Annotated in this window: 9 protein-coding genes and 2 tRNA genes; 5 read left to right on the top strand and 6 right to left on the bottom strand. The window is 60.9% G+C overall.

What is annotated here, in order from left to right:
• Positions 1 to 286: 286 nt before the first annotated feature.
• Positions 287 to 1,531, top strand: a complete 1,245-nt coding sequence (locus A7K61_RS28650) for an EAL domain-containing protein (protein WP_069558861.1) — start codon at positions 287 to 289, stop codon at positions 1,529 to 1,531.
• Here A7K61_RS28650 and A7K61_RS28645 read toward each other — a convergent pair.
• Positions 1,500 to 2,162 (bottom strand): response regulator transcription factor, encoded by a 663-nt coding sequence (locus A7K61_RS28645; protein WP_032895434.1) that lies wholly within the window; start codon positions 2,160 to 2,162, stop codon positions 1,500 to 1,502. The genes A7K61_RS28650 and A7K61_RS28645 overlap by 32 nt on opposite strands.
• A gap of 207 nt (positions 2,163 to 2,369) precedes the next feature.
• On the opposite strand from A7K61_RS28645, the gene A7K61_RS28640 reads away from it, so the two are divergent.
• The gene (locus A7K61_RS28640) at positions 2,370 to 2,654 is read left to right on the top strand and encodes a DUF3509 domain-containing protein (RefSeq protein ID WP_020301357.1); all 285 of its coding nucleotides are present in this window, start codon (positions 2,370 to 2,372) and stop codon (positions 2,652 to 2,654) included.
• A gap of 170 nt (positions 2,655 to 2,824) precedes the next feature.
• Here A7K61_RS28640 and A7K61_RS28635 read toward each other — a convergent pair whose 3' ends face one another.
• Complete coding sequence (locus tag A7K61_RS28635; protein WP_047711698.1) at positions 2,825 to 4,024, bottom strand: CaiB/BaiF CoA-transferase family protein; 1,200 nt, start codon at positions 4,022 to 4,024, stop codon at positions 2,825 to 2,827.
• Positions 4,025 to 4,161: 137 nt separating this feature from the next.
• Here A7K61_RS28635 and A7K61_RS28630 point away from each other — a divergent pair, with 137 nt between their 5' ends.
• Together A7K61_RS28630 and recJ are read left to right on the top strand one after the other, a co-directional pair.
• Positions 4,162 to 4,704: a YaeQ family protein gene (locus A7K61_RS28630; protein WP_003193952.1), complete on the top strand. Its 543-nt coding sequence runs from the start codon at positions 4,162 to 4,164 to the stop codon at positions 4,702 to 4,704.
• Between the two features lie 138 nt (positions 4,705 to 4,842).
• Positions 4,843 to 6,552 carry a single-stranded-DNA-specific exonuclease RecJ gene (gene recJ, locus A7K61_RS28625; RefSeq protein ID WP_044268020.1) on the top strand — a complete coding sequence of 570 codons (1,710 nt, stop codon included), beginning with the start codon at positions 4,843 to 4,845 and terminating at the stop codon, positions 6,550 to 6,552.
• Between the two features lie 139 nt (positions 6,553 to 6,691).
• Here recJ and A7K61_RS28620 read toward each other — a convergent pair whose 3' ends face one another.
• The 4 genes from A7K61_RS28620 to A7K61_RS28605 all read right to left on the bottom strand — a co-directional run bounded on the left by A7K61_RS28620 (position 6,692) and on the right by A7K61_RS28605 (position 11,214).
• Positions 6,692 to 7,972, bottom strand: a complete 1,281-nt coding sequence (locus A7K61_RS28620) for a virulence factor family protein (RefSeq protein WP_044268018.1) — start codon at positions 7,970 to 7,972, stop codon at positions 6,692 to 6,694.
• A complete protein-coding gene (mprF, locus tag A7K61_RS28615; protein ID WP_047711697.1) occupies positions 7,972 to 10,614 on the bottom strand; it encodes a bifunctional lysylphosphatidylglycerol flippase/synthetase MprF in 2,643 nt (880 codons plus the stop codon). The genes A7K61_RS28620 and mprF overlap by 1 nt, the downstream gene beginning before the upstream one ends.
• Positions 10,615 to 10,894: 280 nt before the next feature.
• Positions 10,895 to 10,971 (bottom strand) — tRNA-Met (locus A7K61_RS28610).
• 166 nt (positions 10,972 to 11,137) lie between these two features.
• A tRNA-Met gene (locus A7K61_RS28605) sits at positions 11,138 to 11,214 on the bottom strand.
• A gap of 278 nt (positions 11,215 to 11,492) precedes the next feature.
• On the opposite strand from A7K61_RS28605, the gene dinB reads away from it, so the two are divergent.
• Positions 11,493 to 12,551: a DNA polymerase IV gene (dinB, locus tag A7K61_RS28600; RefSeq protein ID WP_003193948.1), complete on the top strand. Its 1,059-nt coding sequence runs from the start codon at positions 11,493 to 11,495 to the stop codon at positions 12,549 to 12,551.
• Positions 12,552 to 12,684 lie beyond the last annotated feature (133 nt).

The raw sequence follows: 12,684 nt of genomic DNA, 5'->3' as shown, positions 1-12,684 counted from the left end.
CGGGGCGCTTAAGATCAAGATCAAAAGCAGATCAAGAGCGGCTCGCTTCGCATCGTGGTTACCGTCTGCTGCTACAGCCCACAAAGTTGTGTAGATACCTATGCTGCGATGAGGGCAGGTCAGCCAACTTATCTGCGAACTGACACACCGCCTTCGCAGGCAAGCCAGCTCCCACAGGGGATCTGCCCTTCCCACATTTAAGGACGCTTTTAGGACACGTCCTATGGGGCACACCGCAGCATATGACTACTGTGCAAGACTTTCCCTGTACCGACACCACTTACCCATGCGATCCCTGAACGTCCTGATCCTCGAAGACAACCCGTTTCAACTGATGGCCCTGCACCAGATGCTCAATGCCAACGGCGTGTTCAATGTACGCGCCGCGGAAACGGTCGAAATCGCCCGCCAATCCCTGGACAGCAAAGGCCCGGTGGATATCGCCATCTGCGATCTGTACCTGGAGCAGGGCGATGGCCTGGCGTTGATCGGTGAATTGGCCGAGCGCCGCCTGGCCCAGGTGTTGATCCTGCTCAGCAACGCCGAGCCCGACGTGCTGGAAGGCGTGGCGAACATGGCCCGCCAATTAGGGCTCAAGGTCTTGGCGTGCTTGCCCAAGCCGGCCTCGGCCAAGCTGATCGGGCAAGTACTGAGCGATTGTCAGGAGCACTTGCGTCCAGGGCCAGCGGTGCTGTCCTGGGAGCGCGTCCGTCAACTGCTGAGCTTGAGCGAGCAGGAACAACTGCCGCCCTCGGCGGATGTCAGCCAGGTCACTATCGCGGCGTGTGGCAGGGTCTGGTACCAGCCCATCGTCAGTCAGGCCGGGGTGTTGCAAGGGGTGGAGGCGCTGGCGCGTTGGCAGTTGCAGGACGGTGAGCTGTTGCTGCCTGACGAGTTCCTGCCGGTGCTGGAGTTTGCCGGCATGGAAGAGGCGTTTACCTGGCATGTGCTGGAGCAGGCGCTTGGCTTGGCGAACCAGGTGATGGGCGAAAGCGGCCAGGTGCTGCCGGTAGCGGTGAACATCCCCGGGCGCATGCTGGAGCGCGAGCACTTCCCCCAGGTACTGCAAGGTTTGCTGCAACTGCACGGCGTGCCCGCCCATAGCCTGACCCTGGAGCTGGTGGAAACCTCGACATTGAAAACCGACAGCGCCCATGTCACCGGGTTGCTGCGCTTGCGCATGTTGGGTTGCCAGTTGTCCATCGGCGATTTCGGCATGGGCGGCACCAGCCTGCAGCATTTGCTGGAGCTACCTTTTACCGAACTGAAAATCCCCCCGGCGTTTGCCTGTGGGATGGCCAATGATGATCGCAAGGCCGCGGTGGTGGCGGGCGCCATGAGCATGGCGGCGCGTCTGGACGTCGCCGTGGTGGTCACCGGCGTGGAAACCGCCGCCGACTATCACGCCGTGGGCGAACTGGGCGCGGCGTGGCTGCAAGGCTGCTTTATCGCGCGGCCGATGGAGGCCGCGGCGCTCAAGCAATGGATCGCGTTCCAGGCTAGGCCAGCCCGTGTTCCTGCACGTAAATAAACAGGGCGGCATCATTGACCAGCCCGAGCTTGCGCATGGCGCTGACTTTTTGCGCGCTGACGGTCTGCTTGCTGCGGTGCAGGTGCGCGGCGATCTCGCCCACCGTCATGCCACCGGCCAACAGGCGAATCACCTCCAGCTCTCGGGGTGACAGGTGCTCCTGGGAATGCAGCCGATCAGCGCCGACTTCCCCGGCCAGGCTCAGCGCCTGGCGGATGGTCTGGGCCACGTAGGTGCGTTGCTGGCGCACTTGGCGGATCGCCTGGGGCAGCTCATCGGCCAGGCTGGCCTTGCTCAGCAAACCCATCACACCCAATGCCAGGATGGAATGAAACAAACCGGCATTGTTGAGCATGGTCACCACCACAATGGGCAGGTGCGGATAGTGCCGGCGCAGTTGCTCGATCAAGCGCAGCCCGTCGGCCTGAGGCTCGACGGGCATCATGAAGTCCGTCACCACCACATCGCAGGCACAGTGTTGCAACACTGCACTGAGGGCCTGAGGTGAATTGGCCTCACCGACGATGCTGATCTGCGGGTCCCGTTCGAGCACGGCGCGCAGGCCGATCAGGAAAATCGGGTGATCGTCGGCAATCACGATACGCAAAGGCGGTTCAGACGCAGCTCTCAAGTCAGGCTCCCGGGATAATCCAGGGATTCTAGCCTGTGCGCCGTTGTTTTTTCTCTGTCATCTTTTCCGTGCATGCTCGTTTTCCTCAAGCAGTGGATTACACAAAAGGTAGAACTTTCTGCTTTGAGCACGGGTCACTTGAATGTCAGCCTCTTCGTGACATTTTTGTTTTTCGAACCTTTTTCGAATGATTGAGTGGTGATCGAGATGGAAAGTATCAACCTATTGCTCAGCCAAGCACTGAGCCCTTATCAGGTTACGCTGACCTCTGCCGGTATGCGCGACGACTGCCTGGTAACCGTGAAGAACCCCGGTGGCGCCATCGTGGTTGAACGTGAAGTCGATCGTGCGCAATTGAGCGACAAGCGCGCGCTGGTGGATGTGGTGGATTGCCTGCTTCGCGACCTGAAAATTGCCGAAGGCCGCCTGGAACCTTCAGTCATCGCCGCCTTGCGCAACGCCTCCCAGACCCGTGGCGGCGCCCTGGCATGAAACATTATTTTTCTTCGGAACCTTCCTACAAGGTGTTCAGTCAGAGTTTGTAACAGCAAGAGCAGGCATTGTGCTCCGGTGTCTGTAGCTTGCTGTACTGGTCTTTGTAGGCCACGTTTAACCCCGAGTTGTCTCCCCACTGCTCGGGGTTTCTTTTTGCCTGCAATTTGTCAGATCGCCCCGTCCTCGCGCAGTCGGGTGATAGCTGCGGCGTCGTAGCCCAGGGCATTGAGCACCAGGCTGTTGTGTTCACCCAATTGCGGGCCAACCCATTCGCAACTGCCCGGAGTGTCCGAGAGCTTGGGCACGATGCCGGGCATCTTGAAGTCCTTGCCGCCTGGCAACTGCGCCTTGAGGAACATTTCCCGGGCCAGGAATTGCGGGTCGCCCAGCATGTCTTCGGCGCTGTAGATACGGCTGGCGGGCACCTCGGCTTTATTCAGTTGCTCAATCACCTGGTCGAGCGACAGCGAATTGACCCAGCGATCAATCACGCCGTACAGCTCGTCGCGGCGAGTGTCACGCCCGTCATTGCTGGCCAGTGCTGGGTCGTTCGCCAAGTCCTCACGGCCGATCACCTGCATGAAGCGCTTGAAGATCGCATCGCCATTGGCGCCGATCTGCACATGCTTGCCGTCTGCGGTGGTGTGGATCGAGGAGGGGGTGATGCCGGGCATGATGTTGCCGGTGCGCTCACGGATAAACCCGAACACATCGAACTCGGGGATCATGCTTTCCATCATGGCGAAGATGGCCTCATACAGCGCCACATCCACCACTTGGCCCAGGCCGCCATTGACCTCGCGGTGACGCAGTGCCATCAGCGCGCCGATCACCGCCCACAACGCGGCGATCGAGTCGCCGATGGAAATGCCGGTGCGCACTGGCGGGCGGTCCTCGAAGCCGGTGATATAGCGCAAGCCGCCCATGGACTCGCCCACCGCGCCAAACCCCGGCTGGTCCTTCATCGGCCCGGTCTGGCCGAAGCCCGAGAGGCGCACCATCACCAGCTTGGGGTTGAGGGCGTGCAGGGTTTCCCAGCTCAGGCCGAGTTTCTCCAGCACGCCTGGGCGGAAGTTTTCGATGAGGATGTCGGCGTCGGCCAACAGTTGCTTGAGGATCGCCAGCCCCTCAGGGTGCTTGAGGTTGAGGGTCAGGGACTGCTTGTTGCGCGCCTGTACGAACCACCACAGCGAAGTGCCTTCATACAGCTTGCGCCATTTGCGCAGCGGGTCGCCGCCGTCCGGGGATTCGACCTTGATCACCTCGGCGCCGAATTCGGCGCAGATGCGTGAGGCAAACGGGCCGGCGATCAGAGTGCCCAGTTCGATGACTTTCAGGCCGGCAAGTGGTTTGGCATTGAGCGACATGGGGATCCTTACAAGCGCGGGACGATGATGTACTGCTTTTTAACATAGGCGAGCTGCGTGGATGCAGCGCAGTATTCGTTCAATGCCCTCGCCATCGGTTAGACTGGCCGCCTTTCCTTGTCTTTAGAAGCCCGTTCATGGCCCAGCCGTCCACGACCTACAAATTCGAACTCAACCTCACCGACCTCGACCGCTCGGTGTATGAGAGCGTCAAACAGACCATCGCCCGCCACCCTTCGGAAACCGAAGAGCGCATGACCGTGCGCCTGCTGGCCTACGCCCTCTGGTACAACGAGCAATTGGCGTTCGGGCGTGGCCTGTCGGATGTGGACGAACCGGCCCTTTGGGAAAAAAGCCTGGATGATCGGGTTTTGCACTGGATCGAAGTCGGCCAGCCGGATGCCGACCGCCTGACCTGGTGCTCGCGCCGCACCGAACGCACCAGCCTGCTGGCCTATGGCAGCCTGCGCGTGTGGGAAGGCAAGGTAGTGCCGGTGGCCAACAACCTGAAAAACGTGCACATCGCTGCCGTGCCCCAGGAAGTGTTGGAGACCCTGGCCAAGGATATGCCCCGCGTCATCAAGTGGGACGTGATGATCAGCGAAGGCACGATCTTTGTGACCGATGACCGTGGCCAGCATGAAGTGCAACTGCAATGGCTGGTCGGCGAGCGCGGTTGAACAGGGCTCCCTGTAGGAGCGAGCTTGCTCGCGAAAAACTCCAGGGCACCGCGATCACCCAGGCACACGCGTCATCGTTAACCACCTTCGCGAGCAAGCTCGCTCCTACAATGATCAAAGAGAAGTTATCACCACCGTATGCGTATCGATCCCCGCCCACTGCCCGCCGTCCTGCCTTTTCTCGGTGAACTGCCGCCGTTGTTGACCCGCCTTTACGCCGCACGCGGGGTGCAATCGGAAGCCGAGCTGGACAAGAGCCTGGCGCGGTTGATTCCCTATCAGCAGCTCAAGGGCATCGACGCGGCGGTGGACTTGCTGGTGACGGCCCTGGAGCAGCGCCAGCGCATCCTGATCGTTGGTGACTTCGACGCCGATGGCGCCACGGCGAGCACCGTGGGCACCCTGGGCTTGCGTTTGCTCGGCGCGGCCCATGTCGACTACCTGGTGCCCAACCGCTTCGAATACGGCTATGGCCTGACCCCGGAAATCGTCGCGGTGGCCCTGCAGCGCGAGCCGCAGTTGCTGATCACCGTGGACAACGGCATCTCCAGCGTCGAAGGCGTGGCGGCGGCGAAGGCGGCGGGGTTGCAGGTGCTGGTCACCGACCACCACTTGCCCGGTGATGAACTGCCGGCCGCCGACGCCATCGTCAATCCGAACCAGCCGGGCTGCACGTTTCCCAGCAAGGCCCTGGCCGGGGTCGGCGTGATCTTTTACGTGCTGATGGCCCTGCGCGCGCGCTTGCGCAGCCTGGGTTGGTATGACAGCAAGCCCCAGCCGAACATCGGTGAACTGCTTGACCTCGTGGCCCTGGGCAGCGTCGCTGACGTGGTGCCGCTGGACGCCAACAACCGCATCCTCGTGCACCAGGGCCTGGAGCGTATTCGGGCCGGTCGGGCACGGCCGGGGATCAAGGCGATTCTGGAAGTGGCCAAGCGTGATCATGCGCGTATCACCTCCACCGACCTGGGTTTTATCCTCGGCCCGCGCCTGAATGCCGCCGGACGCCTGGACGATATGAGCCTGGGCATCGAATGCCTGCTCACCACCGACTTCGCCGCTGCACGGGAAATGGCCGCGCAACTGGACGGCATGAACCAGGACCGTAAATCCATCGAACAAGGCATGCAGCGCGAGGCCCTGGCGCAGCTCAAGGACTTGCCGGTGGAGTCGATGCCGTACGGCTTATGCCTGTTCGACCCGGAGTGGCACCAAGGGGTGATCGGCATCCTCGCGTCGCGTATGAAGGAGCGTTATTTCCGCCCGACCATCGCCTTCGCCGATGCCGGCGATGGCTTGCTCAAGGGCTCTGGACGCTCGGTGCAAGGCTTTCATATCCGCGATGCGCTGGCGGTCGTCGCCAGCCAGCATCCCAACCTGATCACCAAATACGGCGGCCACGCCATGGCGGCGGGGCTGACCTTGCCTGAAGCCAACTTCCCGTTGTTCGCCGAAGCCTTTGATGCCGAAGTGCGTCGGCAACTGCGCGAAGAAGACCTCACCGGCCGCCTGCTTTCAGACGGCACCCTGGCGGTGGAAGAGTTTCACCTGGAACTGGCCCGCGCCCTGCGCCATGCCGGCCCGTGGGGGCAGCACTTTCCCGAGCCGTTGTTTCACGGGGTATTTCAGTTGGTGGAGCAGCGGGTGGTGGGCGAGCGGCATTTGAAAGTGGTGCTCAAGAGCGAATGCGGGTCGGTGAAGCTCGATGGCATTGCCTTTGGCGTGGACCGCGAAGTGTGGCCGAACCCGACGGTGCGTTGGGTGGAATTGGCGTACAAGCTGGATGTGAATGAGTTTCGTGGTAATGAGACGGTGCAACTGATGATTGCGCACATCGAACCGCGCTGATTATTAGCAACACCACACATCAAAAATGTGGGAGCGGGCTTGCTCGCGAATGCGGAGTGTCAGTCAATACTGCTGTGACTGATCCACCGCTTTCGCGAGCAAGCCCGCTCCCACATTTTGTTTTGTGTATGGCTCGGGATTACTCGGCTTTGGCCTGATGCTTGACGATAATATCCACCAACCGCTTGGCCAGCGCCGGGTAGTTCTCATCGAAGTGATGCCCGCCCGGCAGCTTCATGGCTTCGCCCACGGCGGTTTTGTCGGTGCAGCCGCTCTCGTCGACTTCTTCGGCGCCGTAGATGCACACGACTTTCTCAGGCGGCAGCTTGGCCATTTCCGGGCCGGTGGCGGCTTCTTTGCCGGCGTTGCCCAGCCAGCCTTCCACTTCGATTTCAAAGCTGCCGGTGCGGGCGAAGGCCAGCAGGATGATCGCGTCTACCCGTTGCTGTTCGTTCTCTGGCATACGGTTGTAGATCGCCGGCAATACGTCGGCGCCGAACGAGTAACCGGTCAACACGAAGCGCTTGGTGCCCCACTTTTGCCGGTAGTGTTGCATCAGCTCGGTGAGGTCCTTGGCGCTTTGCTCAGGCGTCTTGTGCTGCCAGTAGTAGCGCAGGGTGTCGATGCCCACCACCGGGTAGCCGATCTTCGCCATCTCGCCCGCCACGTCGCGATCCAGGTCGCGCCAGCCGCCGTCACCGGAGAGGAACAGGGTCACGGTGTCCTTGGCTTGGCCGGCGGGTACTTCCACCACCGGAATCGCCAGGCCGCCGTTGTCCGAACCGACCAGTTGCTTGCGCAGTTCGTTGTTCAGCACCTGTGGGTAATGAATGTCGTAGTCGCTGATGCTGGTCGTAGCGCGCGGTGTGTCACGTACGAAACTGGCGCTCTCATCGTCGGGGTTATCGTTCCACGCCACCAGCCAGTTGCCATGGGCGGCGGTTTTCGGCAGCGGGTCGTTGCAGCCTTCCTGTTTCAGGGCGAAGCCCACAGAGATGGCGTTGGCCTTGTCGTCGTTCTGGGTGGCCAGCCAGCGCCAGGCGAGTGCGGCGCCAGGGCCGATGCCGCTGACCAGGGTCGCCGGGCCTTTGAGCTGGGCCAGGGCGCCTTGCAGGGCTTTTTCCTGCAATGCGCAGTCATCTTTGGGCAGCACCACCTGAACCAGTTGCGCAGCACCGCCCTGGCTCAGGGCCATCAGTTGGCTGTCGGTCAAGGTTTCGTCGGCCATCACCGCCACGGCCACGCGGGCTTTTGCGTTGCTGGCCGGGGTCACGCGGGTCATTACCGAACCGTCGGCCTGGGGCAAATGCTCCAGGGTCGGCTGCGGGGCAGGGCGGTTCCAGTACCAGAAGCCACCCGTCGCGATCAGCGCAAGCAGCACCACTAAAGCCAATACATACCGCCAGGAGCGTCGAATCATCAGCGTTTCACCAATCCAGTCAAGCCGCCCGCGATCAGGGCGGCGGTATCGGCCAATGCCACCAGCGGATCCAGTCCTGCGGGCACGGCCATGTAACGGGGTTCCCAGTCTGGCTGGAACTTGTCTTTGAAGCGGCGCAAACCTTGGAAGTTATACAGTTGCTCGCCACGGCGGAACACCATCGAACCCAGGCGTTGGGTCAGCGGTGCGCCACGGCGCGGTTGCAAGCCCGACAACGGCACCATGCCGAGGCTGAAGCGTGCGTAGTCGTGGCTCTTATAATGTTGAATCAGGCCCACCATCATGAATTCCATGGTCAACTTGGGCGCGTCCGGGTGGGCACGCATCAGGTCGAGGCTGGCCAGGTCATGGTTGTAGGTTTCGAGCAAGTTGGCGAAGGCCACCGGGCGCCCTTCGAAGCGAATGATCGCGATACGAAAGTGCTTGAGGTAATCATCGCTGAAACGGCCCAGGGAGAAGCCCTTTTCCCGCACATTCTTACCTGTAAGCCAGGCATCGGAGATGACTTTTAATTCATCCATCGGCGCCTTGCCCGGTTCGCAGATCTCCAGGGACAGGCCGTCCCGGGTGCCACGGTTCCAGGTGTAGCGCAAATCCTTCATTTCTTTGCCCTTGGCTTCCAGGTCAAAGCGTTTCAGATCGACGCGGGCTTCTTCACCCAGCTTGATCGCGGTGAGGCCGATGTCCATGTAATACGGCAGGTTCTCGGCGCGTACCTGGTAGAACACCGGGCGGGCGTGGTGGATGTCGCACAGGTCGCGGAACTGCCAGATCATCTCGGCGCGCGGTTGGGTCGGGCCGATCGGGTCGTACAGGGCCACCAGGCTACGCCCGCGACGGGCATACATCAGGAAGGCTTCATCGTTGGGGTGAAACAGCAGCGCCTTGTCGCCGGTGAGCGCCAGGCCGCCGTCGGGTTGGGACGAGGCCATCAGGATCTTGCTGGCGCGCTCCAGTTCTTCCGGGGTCGGCAGGTGAATGACTGGGCGTGCCGTGCGCAGCAGCCAGGTCAGCGACACGATCACCAGCAACACGGCGGCGCCGAGCAGCGAACGCAAGCCACGCGGGGCGTTGGCGTCGAGGGTGAACTGCCACCAGAGTTGATGGCTGTAGGGCACGTCCTGATAGGCAAACAGCAGCAGCCAGATCGAGGCACCGAGCACACAGACACTGGCCACCAGGTACAGCGGCGAAAACGGCAACTCGGTCAGGCGACTGGCGCGGTAGAACGAGCGGCGGAAGATGGCCAGCAGCACTGCGGTCATGGTCATCAGGCTGGCTTCTTCCCAGTCGAAGCCTTTAAGCAGCGAGAGCAGGGCGCCGACCAGCAGCAGCACCATGGTCAGCATCCAGGCGGCCGACAAGCGCCGACGCAGGCCCTGGGCGAGCAACAGGCACAACACGCCGATCAGGCTGGCACCGAAGTGCGACGCGTCAATCAGACGATGGGGGATCAGGAAGCCGATGTTTTCCAGGCGTGAGTCGATCTCTGGCGTGGCGCCGGAAAACAGCAGGACCACGCCGGACAAAAAAACCAGGACGGCCAATACTGGCGCTGCCAGCCCTGATGCCACCCGCAGGCTTTGCTGGGTCTGAAACAGGCGCTGGGCCTCGTTGACCAGCAGGAATACACAGGCGATCAGCAGCGGCAGCACCACGTAGATCATGCGGTACAGCAACAAGGCAGCAGCCAGGGGCGCGGCACCGAGTTTGTCGGCAAAGGCCGCCAGCAGGATCGCTTCGAATACACCCACGCCACCCGGCACATGGCTGAGCACGCCGGCGGCCAGGGCCAGCAGGTACACCAACAGGAACGGGCCGAAGGGCGGCGCTTCCGGCAACAGCAGATACAGCACGGTAGCGGCTGCGGCGACGTCCAGTGCGGTGATGATCAGTTGCAGGAACGTCAGGCGTCGGCCTGGCAGGCGCAGGGTACGGCGCCCGGCCTTGACCAGCAGGTTGTCGGGGTAGGGCTGTTCCGGCAGGCGGCGGCGATAGATGCCGATGCACAGCAGCACCGACAACAGCAGCACGGCGCCGGCAATGCCACCGAGCAGGCTTTGCGATAAATGCAGGTAAGTCGAAGCGGCCGGCAAGTTGCTCAACGTGGCCAGCGCGGCCAGCGGCGGCAGGGCACAGCCCAGGGCCAGGCTGGCGAATACGGTCATGTGCGCCACTTCCGAGGCGCCGATGCCATGGCGTGCATATAAACGGTAGCGCACCGAACCGCCCGAGAGCATCGACAAACCAATGGCGTTGCCGATGGCAAAGGCGGTGAAACCACCCAGGGCCAGGGTTTTGGCGGGCAATTGCACGCCAGCATACCGCGCGCCGGAGAACTCATAACCGAGCAGGATAATGAAGCCGCCAACCGCTGCCGCAAAGGCACCCAACAAGGCGGGCTTGGGCACTTCCAGGATCGAATCGTGCAGGGCGTAGAGGTCCAGCTCCAGCAACAGGTGTCGGCAGGCGATCAGGGCGATTGCAAACAGCAGGAGCGTCACGGCCAGGCCGATGGGCTGGCGATACTTGCTCAACAGGTCCAGCCACCGCAAACGGGTGGGAGTGATCGGTTGTTCTGCTGTGACGGTGTCTTGTGGTTCAGACGAGTTGGCGCGCATCAATCACCTCGTGGATTGTGCGCGACAGGATGGAGGTATCCAGCCAAGTTACCAATCCCTATGGACAAAATAATTACAAATATTAACGCGGATCACCGGGCGCGGCGACTGCGGCCATTGGTCGTAGAGGGGTAGCGCTTGAGCAGTGAGCCTAGCGTGCAATGAGATGGACTCTGCAAACCGTCTACGGTTTCATGAAAGATGCCATGCCATTGTTTCAGAAGAACTTTTTCGCCAGATACAAAAAAGGCCACTCTTTCGAGTAGCCTTTTTTGATGTTTGGTTGCGGGAGCCGGATTTGAACCGACGACCTTCGGGTTATGAGCCCGACGAGCTACCAGACTGCTCCATCCCGCGTCTGTGGGCGGCATTCTACAGCCCAACGGCAGGGTGTCAACCGTTAATGAGCCAATCGCTGAAATAAGCGCTAATTATTCTGAAATCAAGGTGTTGGGCGCTTTGTGCAAGGGAAAACAAGCGCGCACAAAAAAGGCCACTCTTTCGAGTAGCCTTTTTTGATGTTTGGTTGCGGGAGCCGGATTTGAACCGACGACCTTCGGGTTATGAGCCCGACGAGCTACCAGACTGCTCCATCCCGCGTCTGTGTGTCGGCATTCTACAGAGGAACGCGAGTGTGTCAACCCGTAAACTGAAGAAAATCGCTTGTGCTTCAATCGGTTAGCGCTTCAGAGGTCGGTTCGTGAGGGTTCCAGGCCAGGCAGGACAAGGCTTTCAGCTCTATTGGGATGCTAGATTCGATTGAGAAAATATATTCATCTGCGAAATTTCCTACCGCTCAGGCGGAAGATTCAAACTACTGGTGCTATATACAGGGGTGAGTGCGATACTGGCCACCCGTTGGTTAACACCCCGTTTATATGACGCAGCGCAAAATCATCCACGTCGACTGTGATTGCTTCTACGCCGCCATCGAGATGCGCGACGACCCGAGCCTGGCGCAAAAGCCCTTGGCCGTCGGTGGCTCGGCAGATCGGCGCGGGGTGATCGCCACCTGCAACTACGAAGCGCGGGCGTATGGGGTGCGTTCGGCGATGTCGTCACGTCATGCCTTGAAACTGTGCCCGGACTTGACCATCGTCAAGCCGCGCATGGATGCCTATAAAGAAGCATCGAAAGAAATCCAGCTGATTTTCCGTGACTACACCGACTTGATCGAGCCGTTGTCGCTGGATGAGGCCTACCTCGACGTGTCTGACAGCCCGCATTTTGGCGGCAGCGCCACGCGTATTGCCCAGGACATTCGGCGCCGGGTCTCCAACCAGTTGCATATCACCGTGTCTGCCGGCGTGGCGCCCAACAAGTTTTTGGCCAAGATCGCCAGCGACTGGAAAAAACCCAACGGCCTGTTCGTGATCACGCCGGACCAAGTCGAAGACTTTGTCTCGCAGTTGCGTGTCAGCAAGCTGCATGGCGTGGGCAAGGTCACCGCCGACAAGCTGGCGCGCCTGGGCATCGAAGACTGCCTGCAATTGCGCGACTGGAACAAACTGGCGCTGGTGCGTGAATTCGGTAGTTTCGGTGAACGCCTGTGGAGCTTGGCCCGTGGGATTGATGACCGCGTGGTGCAGAACGACAGTCGGCGGCAGTCCATCAGTGTGGAAAATACCTTCGACGTGGACCTGCCGGACCTTTCAAGTTGCCTGGCGAAACTGCCGGAACTGATGGAAACCCTGGCCGGGCGCATGGCGCGTATCGACAGCAGCTACCGGGCGGGTAAGCCGTTCGTCAAAGTGAAGTTTCATGACTTTACCCAGACGACGCTGGAACAGGCCGGGGCAGGGCGGGATCTGGAGAGTTATGAACAGTTGATGACCCAGGCGTTCAATCGCGGGGGCAAGCCGGTGCGGTTGCTGGGGATAGGGGTGCGGTTGCTGGACCTGAGCGGCGGCAACGAACAGCTCGAGTTTTCCTGGTAGAAGCCCGAAACAAATGTGGGAGCTGGCTTGCCTGCGATGGCGGAGTGTCGGTCACGAATGTTGTAACTGATACACCGCTATCGCAGCATAGGTATCTACACAACTTTGTGGGTTGTAACAGCAGACGCTAACC

The organism is Pseudomonas sp. AP42, from assembly GCF_001728935.1.
Taxonomy (GTDB): Bacteria; Pseudomonadota; Gammaproteobacteria; order Pseudomonadales; family Pseudomonadaceae; genus Aquipseudomonas; species Aquipseudomonas lactis.
The sequence above is the reverse complement of the archived record's forward strand: the minus strand, read 5'-3'. Positions and strand labels throughout refer to the sequence as shown.